Genomic DNA, 20808 nt, shown 5'->3' on the forward strand with positions numbered 1-20808 from the left:
GGCCCACAACCTTCAGGAGACGATATGACCACCACGACCGTGACCACCCGCTCCCGCTACACCCGCCGCATCGCGGCCGCCGCCGCCCTGGTGGCAGCGCCGGCGCTGGCGTTCGGTCTCTCGCCCGCCGCCCACGCGGAGACGGGCACGCAGCATTTCATGGAGTGCGACCTCACCCACAAGGACGACAAGATCTGGGACGGCGTGAAGCCGCCGGCGCACGGCGTGGGAGAGCACTCGCCGAAGAACCCGGGTCACAACTTGCAGGTCCAGTGGCCGGGCAATGACTCGACCCGTGGCTTCGCTGTGCACCCGGGCAAGCACGACATCAAGGCGGTCCAGGATCTGCTGGTGGTGCCGACGGTCCGGGAGACCGGGATCGAATGCCCCAACCTGCTGCGCTCGGACGCCCCCAACTACTTCAAGGACGCCTACGACTCGATCCACTTCGGGAGCTCGCCGGACTGGGCCCTCGGCATCAACTCGCAGGACGGCCGCGGATACGACCAACTGCACATCCACCTCACCCGGCTCTACGGCCCCGCCCGCGAAGACATCGACCGGGCCGTCAAGGCCGGCAAGGTCAGCAAGGACGAGCACAAGTGGGTCGACCAGGTCATCGAGGTCACCGACCACGACAAGACCTTCGTCCAGAACAGCAAGCATCAGTACCGCGCCTGGAACGCGAACGGCATCGACACCAACTTCTTCGCCAAGCTGAACGACGACGTCGTCACGCCGCTCTACAACCACGGCAACAAGCACGCCGCGATGGCGCACGAGACCATGCTGGTCACGCTCAACCACGAGGGCAACGGGCTCATCGTCCTGGCCAGCGACACCAACAGCGGCATCCACGGTGTCGACCAGATCGAGGGCATCATGGACAAGCGCTAGGGACGCTGTAGCCAGACAGAGGCCGCCCATCTCACGCCGAGGTGGGCGGCTTGTTTCTGTTCAGGTCAGAAGCAGGGCGGCTGTTTCGTGCTCGGATCGTCGCGTTCCCGTTGGTTGACGCAAACATCAGCTGCCAGGGATGGTCGTAGCGCAGCCCTCAAATTGATGACGGAACGCTGCGGTGCAGGGCGATACGCTGGTTCGGGGGAGCCATCTGTAGGCGACAGTGGGGGCGTGATTGTGGGCGACTTGCAGGTTGATCCGGTGATTGTCCACCAGGGCGGTGGTCATGTTTTCGACGCGATTCAACATGCGGCGGGATGCTTCATTGATCATGAAGCCGAGGTAGAGGATGCATCCGAGGGGTGGATCGGCTCCTCGAAGCAATCCCTGGGCGAGGTTGCAGGAGTGTGGCAGGCTCGCCACACAGAACATCTGCAGGCTTTGACGCAGTTGTCGGAGGCGCTGATAGAGGCAGCGGCCTTGTACACAGGCACCGATGTGGATGGTGCCGAGAACATCACGGGTATCGCCGGGCGGATGGGTCTATAGGTGGGTGATCTTTCCACCGACGATGTGCGGCGCTGGAACCTGTTCGCCATTGAGCAGATTTTTGACGCGGCCACTGGCCGGTCCCAAACTCTGAAGACGACGGCAGGCCGTCTGCAGCAGGTGCAACAAATGCTGGCGGACTGGCACGGGGATGCTGCCGACGCCTTTCGCGCAAACATCACTAAAGCCATCACTCAGACCAATGCTGACGCCACCCAAACTGCCAAGGTTGCTGCCGCTGCGTCCAAGGCGGAAGAAGATGTCCGCCAGTGTCGTTCGGAAATGCGTCGGATCGATGAACTCGCTCGAGCGAATCACTGGACCGTCACGCCGGACTGGAAAGTGGATATCGGCAATACCGGCGAAGGGCGCGGTAGTGACCTGGCCTTCATCGGAGCTTGGCAGACGTTGCAAGATGACCTGACAAAACTGCACGCCAAAGCCGAAGCCACCGATGACGAGTTGGCCGCCGCAATGCGAGCTGCCGTTGGCGATGACCCAACGACGTCACAGGCACCACCACCAGCGCCACCGCCGACCGATGGCTTCACTCCCGTTACGGCGGACCAGTTAATGCAGATTGTGCCCGAATTAAGCCGGGAGAAAGCGGAAGAGATGGTCGGCCCGCTAAACGATGCGATGCGTCAGGGCGGCATGAACACTCCAGCGAGACAGGCCGCGTTCATCTCTCAGATTGCCGTCGAGTCCGATCGATTTAGGACGTACGAAGAATACGCAAGTGGTGCCGAGTACGAAGGTCGGTGCTCTGGACCGAGCGGTTTGGGAAATTGTCAGCCTGGTGACGGGATGCGTTTCAAGGGTCGGGGAGTCATCCAGTTGACAGGCAGAGATAACTACGCCGCAGCGAGCAAAGCACTGGGAGTTGACCTTGTTGGCCATCCTGAGCTGGCTGCGACCCCAGAGTGGGCGTTCAAGACTGCCGTTTGGTACTGGGATACGCACAACGGTAATGCTGTAGCAGATACTGGGGATATTCGGGCCATCACAGAGATGGTTAATGGTGGTGACCATGGTCTGGCGGCGCGGACTGAGTACTACCAGAAAGGATTACAGGTGTTAGGTCGATGAACTTGCCCATCGCAATGCTCGTAATGGCCTGCTGCGCCGCCGGCGCGGGATGTACAAGTACCTCGTCCCGAAGCGAGACTTCCTCGCCGTCTGCGCCCGCAGCAGACTGCAACGGCCAGTTCATGGCCTCGCAATTCGTTGGCACTTGGAAGGAATCGGAAGCGGACTCGACTGGCATCAAGACGTTGAACGCGGATGGCACGATGACCAGCGGTGGTGGGGCTGAGACCGTTGCCGGCACTTGGGAATTCACTAAGTGGAGCAACACGCCCCAGCCAGCCCGCCCAGGTGATGAGAACGACTGCGTCCTGTGGCTCAAGCCGAGTCCGGTTCTTAACCTGGTGTATGGGGTTCTCAACGTCACTGAGCGCTCGATATCACTGACATATATCGGGCGTGGGAACACGATTGTCTGGAATCGGTCGGACTCGACGTAACGTTCTGGCGCTTATGCCGGCTGCGGCCCGTCGCATGTTGCTCTGCAGCCAACCGCCGTATGTCAGGATGGCCGGGTGAAAGGCATCATCCTGGCCGGGGGCGCGGGCACGCGACTACACCCCGTCACCGCCGGGGTGTCCAAGCAGCTGATCCCGGTCTACGACAAGCCGATGATCTACTACCCGCTGTCCACGTTGATGCTGGCGGGGATCACCGACATCCTGGTCATCACGACGCCGCTCGACGCGCCGAGTTTCGAGCGGCTGCTCGGCGACGGATCGCAGTACGGCGTCTCGATCAGCTATGCCCAGCAGCCGTCGCCCGACGGGTTGGCGCAGGCCTTCACCATCGGCGCCGACTTCCTCGGCGGCGACAGCGTGGCGCTCGTCCTCGGCGACAACCTGCTGTACGGCCCGGGTCTGGGCACGCAGCTGCAGCGGTTCAACAACGTCGACGGCGGCGCGATCTTCGGCTACTGGGTCGCCGAACCGTCGGCCTACGGCGTCATCGAATTCGACGATGCCGGGCAGGCGGTTTCGCTCGAGGAAAAGCCCGCGGTGCCCAAGAGCAACTACGCCGTGCCGGGGCTGTACTTCTACAGCAACGACGTGGTGTCGATCGCGCGCGAGTTGAAGCCCAGTGCCCGCGGCGAGTACGAGATCACCGACATCAACCGAACGTACTTGGCGCAGAACCGGTTACGTGTGCAGGTGCTGCCGCGCGGCACGGCGTGGCTCGACACCGGGACGTTCGATCAGATGACCGACGCCGCCGAGTTCGTGCGGACCATCGAGCGCCGCACCGGTCTGAAGATCGGGGTGCCCGAGGAAATCGCCTGGCGGCGTGGCTATCTGAGCAGCGACGAGCTGCGCGAGCGCGCCGAGCCGTTGGTGAAGTCCGGCTACGGCACGTACCTGCTGGATCTGCTGAGCAGGGGGTACTGATGGCACGGCTGCTGGTCACCGGTGGCGCCGGATTCATCGGCGCCAACTTCGTCCGATACGTCCTGGCCCACACCGACCATCACGTCACGGTGCTGGACAAGCTGACCTACGCGGGCAACCGGGAATCCCTTGCCGGGCTGCCCGAACAGCGGATGACGTTCGTCCTGGGCGACGTGGCCGACGCCGCGCTGGTCGACGAGCTCATGGCGACGACGGACATCGTGGTGCACTTCGCCGCCGAATCGCACAATGACAACTCGCTGCGCGATCCGGAGCCGTTCCTGCACACCAACGTGGTCGGGACGTTCACGCTGCTGGAGTCGGTCCGCAAGCACGGCACCCGACTGCACCACATCTCGACCGACGAGGTCTACGGCGACCTCGAACTCGACGACCCCGCCAAGTTCACCGAACGCACGGCCTACAACCCGTCGTCGCCCTATTCGTCGACCAAAGCCGGCAGTGACCTGCTGGTCCGGGCCTGGGTGCGCTCGTTCGGTGTCCGCGCCACAATCTCCAACTGCTCCAACAACTATGGGTCCTACCAGCACGTCGAGAAGTTCATTCCGCGGCAGATCACCAACGTGCTGTGCGGCATCCGGCCGAAGCTCTACGGCGCGGGCCGCAATGTGCGGGACTGGATCCACGTGGACGACCACTCGTCCGCCGTGCTGACGATCATCGAGAAGGGCCGCCTCGGCGAGACCTACCTGATCGGCGCCAACGGCGAAAAGGACAACAAGACCGTCATCGAGATGATCCTGACGCAGATGGGCCGGCCGTCCGACGGCTACGACCACGTGACGGACCGCGCCGGACACGACCTGCGTTACGCCATCGATTCGACCAAGCTGCGCACCGAACTCGGTTGGCGGCCAAAATATGTCGACTTCGCTGACGGGCTGAGCGCCACCATCGCCTGGTACCGCGACAACGAGGCGTGGTGGCGTCCGGTCAAGGACGCCACCGAAGCGCGCTACGCGAGCCAGGGCCAGTGAGTGATGGGCAACCCGTGACCGAGTACGGAAAACCGTTGTCTGCCACTGCCACACCGATTCCGGGCCTGACCGTCTGGGACCTGCCGGTGCACGGCGACAACCGCGGCTGGTTCAAGGAGAACTGGCAGCGCGAGAAGATGACGGCGCTCGGGCTGCCGGATTTCGGGCCCGTGCAGAACAACATCTCCTTCAACGACGCGGCGGGCACGACCCGCGGCATCCACGCCGAACCGTGGGACAAGTTCGTCTCGGTGGCGACGGGCCGGATCTTCGGCGCCTGGGTCGACCTGCGCGACGGCCCGACGTTCGGCGCGGTGTTCACGGCCGAGCTGGACCCGTCGCGGGCGGTGTTCGTACCCCGCGGGGTCGGCAACGCGTTCCAGACCCTGGCGCCCGACACCGCGTACGTCTACCTCGTCAACGACCACTATTCGCCTGACGCGCAGTATGTTTCGGTGAACCTGGCCGACGAGACGCTGGCCATCGACTGGCCGATTCCGCTCGAACGCGCCGAGCTCTCGGCCAAGGACCGGACGCATCCCCGGCTGGCGGACATCCAACCGGTCGCACCGCGAAAGACGTTGGTACTGGGCGCCAATGGCCAAGTCGGCCGGGCCGTGCGCGCCGAATACGGGGATGACCCCAGCGTCGAGTTCGTCACCCGCGAGCAGGTGGACCTGTCCGGTGACCTCGAGTCGGTGCTGCGCTGGCAGGACTATGACACCGTCATCAACGCCGCCGCGTACACCGCCGTGGACGCGGCCGAGACCCCGAGCGGGCGAGCCGACGCCTGGGCCGTCAACGTCACCGGCGTTGCCGCGCTAGCCCGTATCGCGACCGCCCGCGGCCTCACGCTGGTGCACCTCTCCAGTGACTACGTGTTCGACGGCACCTCTGACTCGCCCTACCGGGAGGACGACCCGATCGGCCCGCTCGGGGTGTACGGCCAGACCAAGGCGGCCGGCGACCAGATCGTCGCGACGGTGCCGCGGCACTACATCCTGCGGACGTCGTGGGTGATCGGGGACGGCCGCAACTTCGTGCGGACCATGGCGTCGCTGGCCGAGCGCGGCGTCGACCCGTCCGTGGTCGACGATCAGGTCGGGCGGCTGACGTTCACCTCCGAGCTGGCCCGGGCGATCCGGCACCTGACCACGACCGGCGCGCCGTACGGGACGTACAACGTCACCGGTTCGGGCCCGGCGATGTCGTGGGCGGACATCGCCCGCCGGGTGTTCGAGCTCTCCGGCCACGATCCGGCGCGGGTGACAGGCGTCAGCACCGAGGCCTACTTCGCCTCGGCGACCGGCGCGGTGGCCCCGCGGCCGCGCAACAGCGTGCTCGACACCCAGAAGCTGGAATCAGCGGGATTCATACCCGAGGCGGCCGAAGACTCGCTGGCGCGCTACCTCGGCCGGTAGCAGGGCGTTCCCGCCAAGCGGACGCTTGCTCGGGTGCCTCGGGGAGTGCCATGTGAAGATGGACGGACTATGAGCTCTACAGATCTCAGCCCGGCATCCCTGCGCGCGGCGTTCGGCCACTTCCCGATCGGTGTCGTCGCCATCGCAGCCCACGTCAACGGCGAGAAGGTCGGCCTGGCCGCCAGCACCTTCGTGCCCGTGTCGCTGGAACCGCCGCTGGTGTCGTTCTGTGTGCAGAACACGTCGACCACCTGGCCGAAGCTCAAGGACCTGCCGGCCCTGGGCATCAGCGTGCTGGGCCAGCAGCACGACGCCGCGGCGCGCACGCTGGCCGCCAAGACCGGTGACCGCTTCGCCGGCATGGAAACCGAGGCACGCGACAACGGTGCGCTGTTCATCCACGGCACCAGCGTGTGGCTCGAGACGTCGATCGATCAGCTGGTCCCCGCCGGCGATCACACCATCGTGGTCCTGGCGATCAGTGACATCGTCATCAACCCCGACGTCGAGCCGATGGTCTTCCACCGCAGCGCATTCCGCCGCCTGGAGGCCTGAGACTCAACCACTGCGCCGTGATGATGCCCGATGCCGCCGCACGGCGTCGCGGTTGGCGCAAGGGTGGCTGCAGTATTTCTGCGTCCCCGGTCGAGTGAAGTCGACGAAGGCGTTCGAGCAGCCGGCCCGTGCACATCTGCGTATCCGGTGCAGGCCCCGGTCAGTGAGGTACTGGGCCGCAGCGGCGCTGGTAGCGCCGGCCAGGGTGGCGGCGAATCCAGCGTCGGGAGCGCGGTAGTGCAGGTGCCAGCCGCTGCCGTCGTGATTGGTGATCGACGGACTGGTCGTATAGCGGTCCAGCAGTTCATTGAGAACGCTCACCCGGTCTTCATCGGTGCGTGCCTCGACCAGCTTTTCCCACTGCTGTAAGAACTCTCGCACGTGACGCAGGTCTTCGGCCGTCGCATCTTGGTCGGTCGGCATCGCCCGGGCGGTCCATCGATCCTGGAGCTCGGCGGGCGTGGATGCGGGCCGGTTGAGCAGGTCGGTCACGTTCTGCAACAGTGGCGCGGTGTAAGGGTTTACACGCACAAGGGCATTACATCAACGTGGCACTGTGCCGTCAACATCCTCCGCATCGAAGTCCAGTCAACGTATCGCCGTGGTCAACCGGCCGGCAGACCGACGCCCGCTGTTGGCATGTTGCGCCGCAACGTTTCTTCTCCTCGTCTACACCACGGTGGTAACGGTCAGTGCCACCACCATCGCTGACGACTTCGGGACCGGATTCACTGTCGCGCAGTGGATCGTCGACGTCTACACGCTCGCCCTCGCCGCCCTGGTCTTGGCCATGGGAACTCTGGGTGACCGGATCGGGCACCGCCGGCTGTTCCTGCTCGCCTTGGCCGCATTTGGCGCCGCGTCATCGGTCTGCGCGCTCGCGGGCTCCGGCGGTCAATTGGTTGCCGCCCGTGCCGCCCAAGGTGTCGGCGGCGCAGCGATATTCGCGACTGCAGTGCCGCTGCTGGCACAGTGCTATGCCGGGCGCGCCCGCGGAATCGCGTTTGCGGTATGGGGCGCGGTGGCCGGCGCGGGCAGCACGGTCGGCACCCTCGCCGGGGGTGCCGTCACCGAATTCGTCAGCTGGCGTTGGTTGTTCGCCGCCGCAGTGCCCGTGTGTGGCATCGCGTTACTCCTCGGCGTTGTCTCACTACCGCGTGAGCACCACCGCGGTGGCCGAGTGGACCTCGCAGGCGCAGCGCTGATCACGGTGGCGATGACCGGGCTCACCTACGCCATGATCAACGCCGGAGAACACGGATGGACCTCGACCGGCACGGCCGCCGGCGCTGCGACAGGTCTGGTGTCTGCCGGCGTGTTCGTCGTGGTTCAACGCCGCGTTGCCAATCCGGTCTTGCCTGCCGGCCTCTTCGCCACCCGCGGCTTCACCGGCGCGCTCGCCGCCTCGTTTGCGTACTATTTCGCCGGTTTCGCGGTATTGCCCGCGCTGTCTCGCTGGCTGCAGGGCACCGCAGGCATGAGCGCACTGCAGGCGGCGCTCATCCTGACCATTCAGCTGGTGGCCTTCATCGCGGTATCGCTAGCCCTCAGCGCCCGTCTGCACGACGCCCCGCCAAGTTGGGTGCTCGGAGGCGGCACGGTCCTGACCGGACTGGCATGTCTGTCGGGCGGCGCCGTCGTCACCCGGCCGGAGTGGACGACGTTCATCGGCGCGCTGGTGGTGTCCGGCGTCGGAGCGGGGATCGTGTCACCCGTGCTGCCCGCCGTCGCCGCAACCTCGGTACCACCGGTTCGTGCCGGAACCGCGGCCGCCGCGGTCAACGCGGCTCGTCAGCTCGGTCTGACCATCGGCGTTGCGCTGTGCGGCGCGCTGGCCGCAACCGGTGACCCGGCCGCCGGCATCTCGACACCTGGCCTGAGCGCGGCGTTCATCGTCGCGGGGCTGGTTGCGATCTGTGGTGGAGCAGTGAGCTTCGGATTGCTCTCCGCCTAGCGCCCGCGTCAGGGCCGGGAGGCCAGCTCCTGGCGATACCCCGCGACCCGCGCCTCGAGTTCAGCGGCGTCGTCAGGCCGCCCTTCCTTGCGGGCCAGTTCGGCGCGCAAGGAGAGCTCGCGGATCGCGGTCCGAATGTCGTTGACGCTGTGCGTTTCTGATTGGCCCATCTGGCTGCCTTTCGTCAAGGATTGGCTGCCCTTCCGAGCGTACGCCGAAACATCGCCGGCCCCGCCGGATCGGCAACCTACCGCCGGAAGAGCTTGTTCCCCAGCCAGACGATCGGGTCGTACTTGCGGTCGGCGACGCGCTCCTTCATCGGGATCAGCGCGTTGTCGGTGATCTTGATGTGCTCGGGGCAGACCTCGGTGCAGCACTTGGTGATGTTGCAGTAACCCAGGCCGAACTCGTCCTGCGCCATGTCCTTGCGGTCGAGGGTGTCCAGAGGATGCATGTCCAGCTCGGCCACCCGCATCAGGAAGCGCGGCCCGGCGAAGGCCTGCTTGTTCTCCTCGTGGTCGCGCACCACGTGGCAGGTGTTCTGGCACAGGAAGCACTCGATGCACTTGCGGAACTCCTGCGACCGCTCGACGTCTTCCTGCTGCATCCGGTACTCGCCGGGCTTGAGGTCCTTCGGCGGCGCGAAAGACGGGATCTGGCGCGCCTTTTCGTAGTTGAACGACACATCGGTGACCAGGTCGCGCATGATCGGGAACGCCCGCAGCGGGGTGATGGTGACGGTCTCGGCCGGATCGAACGTCGACATCCGCGTCATGCACATCAGCCGGGGCCGGCCGTTGACCTCCGCAGAACACGACCCGCACTTGCCGGCCTTGCAGTTCCACCGCACCGCCAGGTCCGGGGCCTGCGTGGCCTGGATGCGGTGGATGATGTCGAGCACCACCTCACCGTCATTGACCTCGACCTTGAAGTCGTCGAGGCCGCCACCGGTGTCGTCCCCGCGCCAGACCCGCAGATTGGCTTGGTAGCTGTTGCTCATCGCTGGCTCCGTTCCGGATGGGCGGCCAATTCGGCGTCGGTGTAGTACTTCTCCAGCTCGGACAGCTCGAAGCAGGCGAGCAGCTCGGCGGGCATCGGCACCTGCTGTTCCGGCGTGACGGTGACGTCGGGGACGATCGGGTCACCCCCACCGGCACTGCACACCAGCAGGATGTTGCGCCAGTCGGCGCTCATCTCCGGGTAGTCGTCGCGGGTGTGGCCGCCGCGGCTCTCGGTGCGGGCCAGCGCGGCCTTGGCCACGCACTCGCTGACCAGCAGCATGTTTCGCATGTCGACGGCCAGGTGCCAACCGGGGTTGAACTGCCGGTGGCCCTCGACGGTGATGTTGTGCATCCGGCGCTTGAGCTCGTCGAGCTTGAGCAGTGCCTGCTCGATCTCCTCCTTGGTGCGGATGATGCCGACCAGGTCGTTCATGGCCTGCTGCAACTCGGTGTGCAGCGTATACGGGTTCTCCGCGCCGACGTGTTCGTCGAACGGCGCCAAGGCTTCCCGCGCCGCCGTGGTCAGTGCGTCATCGGAGACGACCGGCCGCGCGGGCAGCGCCTTGACGTACTGCGCGGCGCCGAGGCCGGCCCGCCGGCCGAACACCAGCAGGTCGCTCAGCGAGTTACCGCCGAGCCGGTTCGAGCCGTGCATACCGCCCGAGCACTCGCCGGCCGCGAACAGGCCGGGCGTGCGGGCCGCACCGGTGTCGGGATCGACCTCGATGCCACCCATGACGTAGTGGCACGTCGGCCCGACTTCCATCTCGTCCTTGGTGATGTCGACCTCGGCCAGCTCCATGAACTGGTGGTACATCGACGGCAGGCGCTTCTTGATCTCCTCGGTGGGGATGCGCGAGGCGATGTCGAGGTAGACGCCGCCGTGCGGGGTGCCGCGGCCGGCCTTGACCTCGGAGTTGATGGCGCGGGCCACCTCGTCGCGCGGCAGCAGGTCAGGGGTGCGGCGTGCGGAGTCGTTGTCCTTGAGCCACTGGTCGGCTTCTTCCTCGGTCTCGGCGTACTGGCCTTTGAACACCGAGGGGATGTAGTCGAACATGAAGCGCTTGCCCTCGGAGTTCTTGAGCACTCCGCCGTCGCCGCGCACGCCCTCGGTGACGAGGATGCCCTTCACCGACGGCGGCCAGACCATGCCCGTCGGGTGGAACTGGATGAACTCCATGTTGATCAGCGTCGCGCCGGCCCGCAGCGCCAGGGCGTGCCCGTCGCCGGTGTATTCCCAGGAGTTCGACGACACCTTGAACGACTTGCCGATGCCGCCGGTGGCCAGCACCACGGCGGGCGCCTCGAACAGCACGAACCGGCCCGACTCGCGCCAGTAGCCGAACGCGCCGGCGATCCGGTCGCCGTCCTTCACCAGCTCGGTGATGGTGCACTCGTGGAACACCTTGATGCGGGCCTCGTAGTCACCCGTCTCGGCGAAATCCTCCTGCTGCAGCGAGACGATCTTCTGCTGCATGGTGCGGATGATCTCCAGGCCGGTGCGGTCACCGACGTGCGCCAGGCGGGGGTAGGTGTGGCCACCGAAGTTGCGCTGGCTGATCCGGCCGTCCTTGGTCCGGTCGAACAGCGCACCATAGGTTTCCAGCTCCCACACGCGGTCCGGTGCTTCGCGGGCGTGCAGCTCGGCCATACGCCAGTTGTTCAGGAACTTGCCGCCGCGCATGGTGTCACCGAAGTGCACCTGCCAGCTGTCCTTGGAGTTCGCGTTGCGCATCGAGGCGGCGCAGCCGCCCTCGGCCATGACGGTGTGGGCCTTGCCGAACAGCGACTTACACACCACCGCCACGCGCAGGCCCTGCTCCCGGGCCTCGATGACCGCACGCAACCCCGCCCCGCCGGCTCCGATTACGACGACGTCGTACTCGTGCCGTTCGAGTTCAGCCATGAAATAACTCCAAATTGTTGTGAATAGCGTTGAAAATCAAGACGTTTGACTCAGCCGACGAATCGCAGGTCGCTGAACCACCCGGCGGACACCGCCATGACGTAGAAGTCGGTGAACATCAGGGTGCCGAGGGTGATCCACGCGTACAGCTTGTGGCGGGTGTTGAGCTTGCTGACCTGCGTCCAGATCCAGTAGCGCACAGGGTGTTTCGAGAAGTGCTTGAGCCGGCCGCCGGTGACGTGCCGGCAGGAGTGGCAGGACACCGTGTAGACCCACAGCATGATGACGTTGCCCAGCAGGATGATGTTGCCGAGCCCGAAGCCGAAACCGCTGGGTGAGTGGAACGCGACGATGGCGTCGTAGGTGTTGATCACCGAGATGATGACCGCGATGTAGAAGAAGTACCGGTGGGTGTTCTGGATGATCAGCGGGAACCGCGTCTCACCGGTGTACTTGGCATGCGGTTCGGCGACGGCGCACGCGGTCGGGGACTGCCACACCGTGCGGTAGTAGGCGCCGCGGTAGTAGTAGCAGGTCAGCCGGAACAGCAGCAGGAACGGCAGGGACAGCGCCGCGAAGGGAATCAGCGACAGCGGTCCGTCGGCCGGCAGAATCTGGGGCCAGAACTCGCTGGCCGCACCACACTTGACGCTCAGACACGGTGAGTAGAACGGCGTCAGGTAGTGGTAGTCCGCGACGTAGAAGTGGTCCCGCTGGAAGGCGCGCACCGTCGCGTAGATGACGAACGCGGCGAAACCCAGGTCGATGAGAATCGGGGATTTGAGCCAGTTGTCGGTCCGCAGGGTGCGCTGCGGTATCTGCGCACGCGTGGGGGAGAAGACGCCGGTCCCGGGGCGGTTGGCGGCGGGTGCGCTCACGAAAGCATCCTCGATTTCGGTTGGGGGCAGGGCCTACCTATGAAGTTGTAGGACGGCGGTGATGGGCACGACGGCCGTCGTGCCCGAGTCGGTCAGCCGCCGACGCCACCGTCGTGGTCGTTCCAGAATTCGCTGGAGTAGTCGTGGTCGGGGATCACGATCTTTTCCTTGGCGTGCTGGGTCTTGATGCCGCGGCTGAATTCCAGCTCTTCGATGTCGATGTCCAGCCGCTCGATGTCGACGGCCAGGCGCTCGGCGTCATTCGCGATGCGGCGGGTGGCGGGGGAGTCCCCGTATTTGGCGGCCAGCGAGCTGACGGACCGGCGCAAACTGCCGATCAACTCGTGCAGTTCGGTGAGCTCAGTGGTGGTGGACATCGGGCGACCTCCTTGGGCTGAAGGGTGTCATAAATCACAGTACGACACCGGATGCTAGTCAGATCCGGAGATGAAAGTGAGACAGGTCACGTTTGTCGCGACGGTGTCGGCATGTCGTGGCAGTGGCTGTCGGTACGGTATGACCATGTCCGACGCGGTTCTGGCGCAGCGCGCCGAAGCACTATTGGCCCTGCACCAGCCGGGAAATCCGGTCGTCCTCCCGACTGTGTGGGACGCCTGGTCGGCGAAGCTCGCGGTGTCGGCCGGGTTCGTCGCGCTGACGGTCGGTAGCCACCCCGTCGCCGACTCGGTGGGCAAGCCCGACGGCGAAGGCATGTCGTTCGACGACCTCACCACGCGCGTCAGCCAGATCACCGCGGCCGTCGACGTGCCGGTGTCGGTCGACATCGAATCCGGTTACGGCGAGGCCCCGAGCCGCCTCATCTCCGGGCTGCTCGCCGCGGGCGCGGTGGGTCTGAACATCGAGGACACCGTGCACAAGGACGGCGGCCGCATCCGCGACGCGCAGGAGCACGCCGACCTGGTCGGTGAATTGCGCAGGGCGGCAGACGCTTCCGGGGTGCACGTCGTGATCAACGCGCGCACCGACCTGTTCCTGCGCCAGATCGGTGACGAGGCCGACCGGTACGAGCGCGCCGTGCAGCGGTTGAAGCTGTGCGCGGCGGCCGGCGCGGATTCCCTGTACCCGGTGGGCCGCCACGATGACGACACCTATCGCCGCCTGGCCGCCGACCTGCCGTTGCCCATCAACGCCATCGCGATCCCGGAGTCCGACGATCCCGCGTCCTTCGGCCCGCTGGGCGTCGGCCGCATCAGCTTCGGGCCGTTCCTGCAGCGCGCTCTGGGTACGGTGGCCGCCGATATTCTGGCGCGGTGGCAGTGAGCGAGCCCGACGGCGCCGAGGAGAACTACGGGTTGTGGTGGGCCGCAGGCGTTGCCGCCGCGATCCTGCTGATCATCCTGATCTACCAGGTGATCCAGACTTCCGAGGAGTCCGAGCAGCCGTCCGGTCCCGTCGGTGACTCTACGGTTTTGACGACGTATCCGACCACCACCAAGCGGACGACGACCCGGACCACCACGACGACGACCACCACCACGACCACAACGACGACGACGACGACGGAAAGCACGTCGGAGACGTCGACGACGGATGACACGACGACGTCCACCAGCACCTACACGCCGTCGAGCACCTCCGGTTACGGGACGACGACCACCACGACCACGATCTACAACCCGTACACCACCCCGACCACCGCCCCGCCTGCCGGCGTCGGGTAGCTCGGAAGCCCAGGTCTGTGACCGGGGCCACTCACTTCACCGGCGTTTGCCGAGGCCTGTGAGAAGAGCGTGACGGTCGATTCACACGCGGCAACACAATCCGCAATATCGGCTTCCTACCTTTTGGGGCATGGACGCGAAGAACCTTGTGGTCGTCGGCCACGGAATGGTCGGGCATCGCCTGGTCGAGGCGCTGCGCTCGCGGGATACCGCGGGCCAATGGCGCATCACCGTGCTGTCCGAAGAAGCGGACGCGGCGTACGACCGCGTCGGGCTGACGGGTTACACCGAGCACTGGGACCGGTCGAAGCTGGCGTTGCCGGGCAACGGGTATGACGGCGACGGCCTGGTCGACCTCGTGCTGGCCGACAAGGTCGGCGGTATCGACCGCGCCACCAAGACGGTGGTGACCGAGTCGGGCCGCGGCATCTCGTACGACAAGTTGGTCCTCGCCACGGGCTCTTACGCTTTCGTGCCGCCGGTGCCCGGCCACCAGCTCGACGGCTGCTTCGTCTACCGCACCCTGGACGACCTGGACGGCATCCGCGCCGCCATGCAGCGGTCGGCCGAACACGGCAACAACACCGGCGTGGTCATCGGTGGTGGTCTGCTCGGTCTGGAAGCGGCGAATGCGTTGCGCCAGTTCGGCATGCAGGCCCACATCGTCGAGCGGGCGCCCCGTCCGATGAACCAGCAGCTCGACGACGCCGGCGGTGCGCTGCTGGCCCGCATGATCGGCAAGCTGGGCATCTCGGTGCACCTGGATGTCGGCACCGACGCCATCGAGCCGCTCGACGAGGGCGTGCGCGTGCTGCTCAGCGACGGCACCCTGATCGACGCCGGCCTGGTCATCTTCGCCGCCGGTGTACGTCCGCGAGACGAACTGGCCCGCGACGCCGGTCTGGACATGGCCGAGCGCGGCGGCGTCCTGACGGACTTGTCGTGCGTGACAAGCGATCCGGACATCTACGCCGTCGGTGAGGTGGCCGCGGTCGAGGGCCGGTGCTACGGCCTGGTCGGTCCCGGTTACACCACGGCCGAGGTGGTCGCCGACCGCCTGCTCGGGGGTGCCGCCGAGTTCCCCGAGGCCGACATGTCGACCAAGCTGAAGCTGCTCGGCGTCGACGTCGCGAGTTTCGGTGACGCGCAGGGCGTCACACCTGACTGCCTGCAGGTCGTGGTCAACGACCCGGTGAAGCAGACCTACGCCAAGCTGGTGCTGTCCGACGATGCCAAGACCCTGCTGGGTGGCATCCTGGTCGGCGATGCGTCGGCGTACGGCGTGCTGCGCCCGATGGTCGGCGAGGCACTGCCCGGTGACCCGCTGGCGCTCATCGCCCCCGCCGGATCCGGCGACGGCGCAAGCGCTCTCGGTGTGGGTGCCCTGCCGGACGCCGCGCAGATCTGCTCGTGCAACAACGTCACCAAGGGCGACCTGTGCGGTGCGATCGAAGGCGGCTGCAGCGACGTCGCCGGCCTGAAGGCCTGCACCAAGGCCGGTACCTCCTGCGGCTCCTGCGTTCCGCTGCTCAAGCAACTGCTGGAAGCCCAGGGCGTCGAGCAGTCCAAGGCGCTGTGCGAGCACTTCCCGCAGTCGCGGGCCGAGCTCTTCGAGATCATCTCGGCCACCGAGATCCGGAAGTTCTCCGGGCTGATCGAGAAGTTCGGCACCGGAAAGGGTTGCGACATCTGCAAACCCGCCATCGCCTCGATCCTGGCGTCGACCAGCAGCGGTCACATCCTCGACGGCGAACAGGCCGCCCTGCAGGACTCCAACGACCACTTCCTGGCCAACATCCAGAAGAACGGCAGCTACTCGGTGGTGCCGCGCGTCCCGGGTGGTGACATCACGCCGGAGCAGTTGATCCTGATCGGTGAGATCGCCAGGGACTTCGGGCTTTACACCAAGATCACCGGTGGCCAGCGGATCGACATGTTCGGTGCGCGGGTGGACCAGCTGCCGGAGATCTGGCGGCGCCTCGTCGACGGCGGCATGGAGTCCGGGCAGGCGTACGGCAAGTCGCTGCGCACCGTCAAGAGCTGCGTCGGCAGCGACTGGTGCCGCTACGGACAACAGGATTCGGTGCAGATGGCCATCGATCTGGAGCTGCGCTACCGCGGACTGCGGTCACCGCACAAGATCAAGATGGGTGTCTCCGGCTGCGCCCGGGAGTGCGCCGAGGCCCGCGGCAAGGACGTCGGCGTCATCGCCACCGAGACCGGCTGGAACCTGTACGTCGGCGGCAACGGCGGCATGACACCCGCCCACGCGCAGCTGCTGGCCGGTGACCTCGACGATGAGACCCTGGTCCGCTACATCGATCGGTTCCTGATGTTCTACATCCGCACCGCGGACCGGCTGCAGCGCACGGCGCCGTGGGTCGACCAGATGGGTCTCGACCACGTCCGTGACGTCGTGTGCAACGACTCTCTCGGCCTGGCAAGCGAATTCGAAGCCGCCATGGAACGGCACGTCGACGGCTACTCCTGCGAGTGGAAGGGCGTGCTGGAGGACAAGGCCAAGCTGACCCAGTTCGTCTCGTTCGTCAACGCGCCTGACGTCGCCGACCCGACCATCGCGTTCACCGAACGCAACGGCCGCAAGGTGCCGATCGGCATGCCCACCGTCCCGCCCGCCAAGAGTTGATCAGGAGGCCACGATGACGCTCAACGACCTTTCCGAAGTTGCTCAGTACCAGGACCGTTCGGAGTGGACCGCGGTCTGCTCGTATCACCGGCTGGTGCCCGGCCGCGGTGCCGGTGTGCTGCTGCCCGACGGCTCGCAGGCCGCGCTGTTCCGCCTGCACGACGGATCGCTGTACGCCGTCGGCAACATCGACCCGTTCTCCGGTGCGGCCGTGATGTCCCGTGGGCTCGTCGGTGACCGCGCCGGCCGGGTCTGCGTGCAGAGCCCCATCAAGAAGCAGGCCTTCGCCCTGGATGACGGTGTCTGCCTTGATGATCCCTCGGTGCGCCTGCCCGTCTACCCGATCCGGGTGTGGGCCGGTCTGGTCGAGATCGGCCCGCTGGGCGTCGACGTGGCAGCCTGATTGCCGCTGGGCATCAGCGCGAGCAGCTGTTGTCCTCGATGGTCTGCAACACCCAGTACGCCGTGAACTCGATGATCAGCGCGATCTCGGCGATCAGCACGGCGTGATTGAAGCCGTCGAGACTCAGGTGCAGCACCACCGCGGTCAGCAAGCTGGCGGCCATCAACAGTGAGATCGTCTGGTACGCGCCACGGTAACGACTTCCACACGCCGGCGCGGTGCCGAAAGCCGAGCTGAACACCGTCAGCACGATGGCGCCGAACATGACGGCCGCGGCGATGCCGTGGGCGTTGATCCGGAACCAGTCCGGGGCCACGATCAGCACCACGACGCCGGTCCCGAGCACCGCGCGCTGCAGCCACCTCGCGGCGGCACCCAGCACGGTGCCGGGCCGCTTGGGCCGGAACAACAACCACGACGCGGCGCGTGAACCGGCGAGCACCACCGTGACCGTCCAGGCGTTGAACAGTACGGCCGACCCCGTCTGCACTGCCACGGGATCAGCTGTGCCGCACTGCAGTACCGGCCGCGTGGTGGGGACGACGGCGATCACGAAGGCCAACACCCCGGCCAGGTTGAGCAGCGTGTTCTCGGTGTCGCTGGCGCCCTGGTAAACGATCAGCATGGCGCCGATGGCGAACAGCACGCCCACGAACACGGCATGCGCGGTGGTGAAGTAGTAGGCGCTGATCGACGTCTGCCAGCACGTGGCGTGCGCGCGCTCGACGGCCAGCGCGGCACCCAACAGCACGGCCATGACCACCATGCCGCCACGGAGAAACCGGTAGGTGTCCAGCGCTACGTCATTGCCCGTCCGCTTGGCCATGTCTCCAGTATGGGCCGCGATATCCCCCACAAATGCGCGGTACCCCTTGCGTTTCCGCCGAAAACCTAGGCGGCCAGCGACAACCGGGCCGTCCGGAACCGGTGTGCCACCAGCTTGGCGACGCCCGGGTGCCGGCCCAACGGGTCGGTCACCACGTCGGCTCCGCACGTGTACAGCCGGTCCTGGAAGAGGCCGTCGGCCAAGAGGTACGACGCGACGGCGACGCGTTCGGCGCCGTGCTTCCGCAGCCGGGCCACCACGTCGCCCACCCAGTGCGTGCCACTGATCGCGAATGCGAGCTCGACGCGGCTGCCCAGCGTCGCCGACAGCATGGCGCACGTCCGGCGCAGGTCACCGGCTGCACGCGGGTCCGAGGTTCCGGCAGCCGCCAGCACCACGGAATCCGATGGGCGCCAGCCCGATTCGATCAGTCGGTCAGCGAGCACCCGGACCATTGCGGTCGAGGGCCCGAGGGCCGGCGTCACCGTGACGTCCCGGTGGCCGCTTTCGGCGATGCCGGCGGGGATGTCCTTGTGGACGTGGTAGCCCGACGACAAGAAGGCCGGGACGACGACGGCGGGTCCGGGCGGCAGCGTCGACAGCACCTCGGCCGGTGTGGGCCCGAGGACGTCGACGAACGCGGTGTGCACGCGACGGTCCAGCAGTCCGCTGACCTGCTCGGCCAGCTCGCCGATCATCGCGACACCCGAGCCCTTGCGGGTGCCGTGGGCGACCAGGACGGGGTTCATCGTGCACCTACCGAGTAGTCATCGACCGCCAGCCGGTAGCCACGCTTCACCACGGTCGCGACGATCTCCTTGTCGCCCAACGTGGTTCGTAGCCGCAGCACCGCGGTCTCGACGGCATGGGTGTCCGACCCGCTGCCCGGCAACGCGGCCAGCAGTTCCTGCCGTGACACCACCGCACCGGGCCGCAGCGCCAGCGCCCGCACGATGGACATCCCGGCCGGCGAGAGGTCCTTGACCACCCCGTCGACCACGACGCAGGTACCACGGATCTCGAGATCGTGTCCGGCGGCCCGCAGCTTTCGGGTCTGCAGCACGGGGAGCTCATCGGCGATGTGGCGCGCGAGCGCACCCAGGCGCATGCGCTCGGGGGCGGACGTCGGCACCCCGAGCCGGGCCAGCGGCCGCGCCGTCACCGGCCCGACGCACATGGCGTGCACCGGGCCCCGAAACGCGTCCAGCACTTGATCATTGATGCCGAGCTCGGTCGCGCGCATCAGGGTCGCCGCCACCGCGGGCGCCGAGGTGAAGCTGACGGCGTCGAGCCGGCGCTCGGCGATATCGCTGACCAGCGAGTCGAATGCACCGCCGGACGGCACCGGCTGCCACCGGTACACCCGGATCGGGACGACGTCGGCGCCGGCGCGGCGTAGCTCATCGAGGAACTCGGGGAACGGGTCCCACTCATCGGTGGCGCCGTGCAGCTGCACGGCGATCCGCATGCCGGCGATACCGCCCTGCAGCAGGTAGCCCAGCACCTCGCGGGACGACTCGGAATCGGGTGACCACTCCTCGGGCAGGCCTGCCGCCCGCAGCGCACCGGTGGCCTTGGGGCCGCGGGAGACGATCCGGGCGCGGCTGAGGGCATCGGTCAGTTCGCCTGACACGCCCCAGTCGTCGGCGGCGGACATCCAGCCGCGGAAGCCGATGCCGGTCGTGGCGATCAGGACGTCGGGCGGCACTTCGAGCAGCGCCTGGGTGTTGGTGCGGAGCTCGTCGTCGTCGGGCAGCGGGACCATCGAGATGGCGGGGGCGGCGATCACCGTCGCGCCGCGGCGGCGCAGCAGGGTGCACAGCTCATCGGCACGTCGTGCGGAGGTCACCGCCACCCGAAATCCGGTGAGCGGGGCCCGTTCGGGATCACTCATGCGTTCAGTGAAGGGACAACGTGTTTCCGGCTGGTTACCCGGCCATTGCTCAGCGGTGTCGCCGCCCCGGAAACGGTGACGTTTATGTCACACGCGGTGCTGAACTGGGCTTTTGTGGGCAGAAACCTCACAAGACCTCACCAGACGTCGCCTTCGCGCCAGTCACACGTGATGTCGGCGGTGGTGTCGACCTCAACCGAGACCGGCAGCACGAACAGCGAATGGTCGTCTTCGGGCGTGCGATTGACGCCGGCGGGCGCCAGCACGGACGTCGTGCCCCGCCACGGCAGCCAGCCGCGTGCGGTGTAGATCGGCCGTCCCGCATCCGAGGAACTGAGCGCCCCGATCTCGTAGGCGCCGCGGATCACCTGCTCGACGGCGTCGAGCACCGCCGTGGCCAGGCCCTGGCCCCGCCAGTCCTCGCGGACCGCAACGGCTTCGACGTAGCCGCACCGCAGCGCGGTGTTGCGGTACATCAGCCGGCGTTGGACGACCGCACCGTGCGCGATGATCGCGCCGTGGCGGCAGACCAGCGCATGCATGCCGCCCAGTGAGTGCTCCCAGTCGGCATCCGAGAAATCGCCGTCGTAGGCGTCGATGACCATCTGCCGGGCGCCCTCCCGGGTCTCGGCATCCAGATCAGCGGTGTGGACCAGTCGCGCCGTGTGAACGTTGTGGACGCGGGAGAGATCCGTGGGGTGCACCCCCTCGTTCTACCAGGAT

Annotated in this window: 22 protein-coding genes; 12 read left to right on the plus strand and 10 right to left on the minus strand. The window is 66.7% G+C overall.

Annotation, left to right across the window (positions count from 1 at the left end; translation table 11 throughout):
- The first annotated feature begins 24 nt into the window (after positions 1 to 24).
- The 7 genes from ACJH7A_RS07035 (at position 25) to ACJH7A_RS07065 (ending at position 6894) form a co-directional block, all read left to right on the plus strand.
- On the plus strand, positions 25 to 897 hold the full coding sequence (locus ACJH7A_RS07035) for a CDP-diacylglycerol diphosphatase (RefSeq protein ID WP_406775417.1): 873 nt from the start codon (positions 25 to 27) through the stop codon (positions 895 to 897).
- Between the two features lie 234 nt (positions 898 to 1131).
- Entirely contained in the window at positions 1132 to 1449 is a 318-nt protein-coding gene (locus ACJH7A_RS07040; RefSeq protein ID WP_406775416.1) for a WXG100 family type VII secretion target, read from the plus strand.
- Positions 1450 to 2538: a glycoside hydrolase family 19 protein gene (locus tag ACJH7A_RS07045; RefSeq protein ID WP_406775415.1), complete on the plus strand. Its 1089-nt coding sequence runs from the start codon at positions 1450 to 1452 to the stop codon at positions 2536 to 2538.
- A 512-nt stretch (positions 2539 to 3050) separates the two neighbouring features.
- On the plus strand, positions 3051 to 3920 hold the full coding sequence (rfbA, locus tag ACJH7A_RS07050; RefSeq protein ID WP_212808001.1) for a glucose-1-phosphate thymidylyltransferase RfbA: 870 nt from the start codon (positions 3051 to 3053) through the stop codon (positions 3918 to 3920).
- Positions 3920 to 4918, plus strand: coding sequence for a dTDP-glucose 4,6-dehydratase (gene rfbB, locus ACJH7A_RS07055; protein WP_406775414.1), 999 nt, complete (start codon positions 3920 to 3922; stop codon positions 4916 to 4918). The genes rfbA and rfbB overlap by 1 nt, the downstream gene beginning before the upstream one ends.
- Before the next feature lie 14 nt (positions 4919 to 4932).
- Positions 4933 to 6339, plus strand: coding sequence for a sugar nucleotide-binding protein (locus ACJH7A_RS07060; RefSeq protein WP_406775413.1), 1407 nt, complete (start codon positions 4933 to 4935; stop codon positions 6337 to 6339).
- 69 nt (positions 6340 to 6408) lie between these two features.
- Positions 6409 to 6894: a flavin reductase family protein gene (locus ACJH7A_RS07065; RefSeq protein WP_406775412.1), complete on the plus strand. Its 486-nt coding sequence runs from the start codon at positions 6409 to 6411 to the stop codon at positions 6892 to 6894.
- A 3-nt stretch (positions 6895 to 6897) separates the two neighbouring features.
- Here the strand turns inward: ACJH7A_RS07065 and ACJH7A_RS07070 are convergent, their stop codons facing one another.
- Positions 6898 to 7386 carry a CGNR zinc finger domain-containing protein gene (locus ACJH7A_RS07070; protein ID WP_406775411.1) on the minus strand — a complete coding sequence of 163 codons (489 nt, stop codon included), beginning with the start codon at positions 7384 to 7386 and terminating at the stop codon, positions 6898 to 6900.
- A 64-nt stretch (positions 7387 to 7450) separates the two neighbouring features.
- On the opposite strand from ACJH7A_RS07070, the gene ACJH7A_RS07075 reads away from it, so the two are divergent.
- A complete protein-coding gene (locus ACJH7A_RS07075; RefSeq protein ID WP_406775410.1) occupies positions 7451 to 8848 on the plus strand; it encodes an MFS transporter in 1398 nt (465 codons plus the stop codon).
- An 8-nt stretch (positions 8849 to 8856) separates the two neighbouring features.
- On the opposite strand, the gene ACJH7A_RS07080 is transcribed toward ACJH7A_RS07075, so the two are convergent.
- The 5 genes from ACJH7A_RS07080 to ACJH7A_RS07100 all read right to left on the minus strand — a co-directional run bounded on the left by ACJH7A_RS07080 (position 8857) and on the right by ACJH7A_RS07100 (position 13010).
- On the minus strand, positions 8857 to 9018 hold the full coding sequence (locus ACJH7A_RS07080; RefSeq protein WP_166427982.1) for a hypothetical protein: 162 nt from the start codon (positions 9016 to 9018) through the stop codon (positions 8857 to 8859).
- A gap of 77 nt (positions 9019 to 9095) precedes the next feature.
- Complete coding sequence (locus tag ACJH7A_RS07085; protein WP_029121197.1) at positions 9096 to 9848, minus strand: succinate dehydrogenase/fumarate reductase iron-sulfur subunit; 753 nt, start codon at positions 9846 to 9848, stop codon at positions 9096 to 9098.
- Positions 9845 to 11755, minus strand: a complete 1911-nt coding sequence (locus ACJH7A_RS07090) for a fumarate reductase/succinate dehydrogenase flavoprotein subunit (RefSeq protein WP_212808005.1) — start codon at positions 11753 to 11755, stop codon at positions 9845 to 9847. The genes ACJH7A_RS07085 and ACJH7A_RS07090 overlap by 4 nt, the downstream gene beginning before the upstream one ends.
- A 50-nt stretch (positions 11756 to 11805) precedes the next feature.
- The gene (locus ACJH7A_RS07095; protein ID WP_064986059.1) at positions 11806 to 12633 is read right to left on the minus strand and encodes a hypothetical protein; all 828 of its coding nucleotides are present in this window, start codon (positions 12631 to 12633) and stop codon (positions 11806 to 11808) included.
- A gap of 92 nt (positions 12634 to 12725) precedes the next feature.
- A complete protein-coding gene (locus ACJH7A_RS07100) occupies positions 12726 to 13010 on the minus strand; it encodes a hypothetical protein (RefSeq protein WP_064986061.1) in 285 nt (94 codons plus the stop codon).
- Between the two features lie 145 nt (positions 13011 to 13155).
- Between ACJH7A_RS07100 and ACJH7A_RS07105 the strand changes: the two genes are divergently transcribed.
- The 4 genes from ACJH7A_RS07105 (at position 13156) to nirD (ending at position 17365) form a co-directional block, all read left to right on the plus strand.
- Positions 13156 to 13914 carry an isocitrate lyase/phosphoenolpyruvate mutase family protein gene (locus ACJH7A_RS07105; protein ID WP_029105699.1) on the plus strand — a complete coding sequence of 253 codons (759 nt, stop codon included), beginning with the start codon at positions 13156 to 13158 and terminating at the stop codon, positions 13912 to 13914.
- The gene (locus ACJH7A_RS07110) at positions 13905 to 14315 is read left to right on the plus strand and encodes a hypothetical protein (protein ID WP_406775409.1); all 411 of its coding nucleotides are present in this window, start codon (positions 13905 to 13907) and stop codon (positions 14313 to 14315) included. The genes ACJH7A_RS07105 and ACJH7A_RS07110 overlap by 10 nt, the downstream gene beginning before the upstream one ends.
- 130 nt (positions 14316 to 14445) lie before the next feature.
- On the plus strand, positions 14446 to 16962 hold the full coding sequence (gene nirB / locus ACJH7A_RS07115) for a nitrite reductase large subunit NirB (protein ID WP_212808007.1): 2517 nt from the start codon (positions 14446 to 14448) through the stop codon (positions 16960 to 16962).
- A gap of 13 nt (positions 16963 to 16975) precedes the next feature.
- Positions 16976 to 17365, plus strand: a complete 390-nt coding sequence (nirD, locus tag ACJH7A_RS07120) for a nitrite reductase small subunit NirD (protein ID WP_212808008.1) — start codon at positions 16976 to 16978, stop codon at positions 17363 to 17365.
- 13 nt (positions 17366 to 17378) lie between these two features.
- On the opposite strand, the gene ACJH7A_RS07125 is transcribed toward nirD, so the two are convergent.
- From ACJH7A_RS07125 to ACJH7A_RS07140, 4 genes are all read right to left on the minus strand, one after another.
- Positions 17379 to 18191 (minus strand): hypothetical protein, encoded by an 813-nt coding sequence (locus ACJH7A_RS07125; protein WP_212808009.1) that lies wholly within the window; start codon positions 18189 to 18191, stop codon positions 17379 to 17381.
- Between the two features lie 65 nt (positions 18192 to 18256).
- Positions 18257 to 18940 (minus strand): sirohydrochlorin chelatase, encoded by a 684-nt coding sequence (locus ACJH7A_RS07130; RefSeq protein WP_133425856.1) that lies wholly within the window; start codon positions 18938 to 18940, stop codon positions 18257 to 18259.
- Positions 18937 to 20085, minus strand: a complete 1149-nt coding sequence (locus ACJH7A_RS07135; RefSeq protein WP_133425857.1) for a uroporphyrinogen-III synthase — start codon at positions 20083 to 20085, stop codon at positions 18937 to 18939. Before ACJH7A_RS07135 ends, ACJH7A_RS07130 begins: the two co-directional genes overlap by 4 nt.
- A gap of 137 nt (positions 20086 to 20222) precedes the next feature.
- A complete protein-coding gene (locus tag ACJH7A_RS07140) occupies positions 20223 to 20789 on the minus strand; it encodes a GNAT family N-acetyltransferase (RefSeq protein WP_133425858.1) in 567 nt (188 codons plus the stop codon).
- Positions 20790 to 20808: the final 19 nt, after the last annotated feature.

Origin of the sequence: Mycobacterium sp. SMC-17 (genome assembly GCF_045310915.1) — a bacterium.
Classification (GTDB): domain Bacteria; phylum Actinomycetota; class Actinomycetes; order Mycobacteriales; family Mycobacteriaceae; genus Mycobacterium.

Bases quoted from the DNA above. Each gene is read 5' to 3' on its own strand.
- ACJH7A_RS07135 (WP_133425857.1), bottom strand. From the start codon at position 20,085: ATGAGTGATCCCGAACGGGCCCCGCTCACCGGATTTCGGGTGGCGGTG.
- nirB (WP_212808007.1), top strand. From the start codon at position 14,446: ATGGACGCGAAGAACCTTGTGGTCGTCGGCCACGGAATGGTCGGGCAT.
- ACJH7A_RS07090 (WP_212808005.1), bottom strand. From the start codon at position 11,755: ATGGCTGAACTCGAACGGCACGAGTACGACGTCGTCGTAATCGGAGCC.
- ACJH7A_RS07080 (WP_166427982.1), bottom strand. From the start codon at position 9,018: ATGGGCCAATCAGAAACGCACAGCGTCAACGACATTCGGACCGCGATC.
- ACJH7A_RS07125 (WP_212808009.1), bottom strand. From the start codon at position 18,191: ATGGCCAAGCGGACGGGCAATGACGTAGCGCTGGACACCTACCGGTTT.
- ACJH7A_RS07130 (WP_133425856.1), bottom strand. From the start codon at position 18,940: ATGAACCCCGTCCTGGTCGCCCACGGCACCCGCAAGGGCTCGGGTGTC.
- nirD (WP_212808008.1), top strand. From the start codon at position 16,976: ATGACGCTCAACGACCTTTCCGAAGTTGCTCAGTACCAGGACCGTTCG.
- ACJH7A_RS07035 (WP_406775417.1), top strand. From the start codon at position 25: ATGACCACCACGACCGTGACCACCCGCTCCCGCTACACCCGCCGCATC.
- ACJH7A_RS07065 (WP_406775412.1), top strand. From the start codon at position 6,409: ATGAGCTCTACAGATCTCAGCCCGGCATCCCTGCGCGCGGCGTTCGGC.
- ACJH7A_RS07085 (WP_029121197.1), bottom strand. From the start codon at position 9,848: ATGAGCAACAGCTACCAAGCCAATCTGCGGGTCTGGCGCGGGGACGAC.
- ACJH7A_RS07100 (WP_064986061.1), bottom strand. From the start codon at position 13,010: ATGTCCACCACCACTGAGCTCACCGAACTGCACGAGTTGATCGGCAGT.
- ACJH7A_RS07105 (WP_029105699.1), top strand. From the start codon at position 13,156: ATGTCCGACGCGGTTCTGGCGCAGCGCGCCGAAGCACTATTGGCCCTG.
- rfbB (WP_406775414.1), top strand. From the start codon at position 3,920: ATGGCACGGCTGCTGGTCACCGGTGGCGCCGGATTCATCGGCGCCAAC.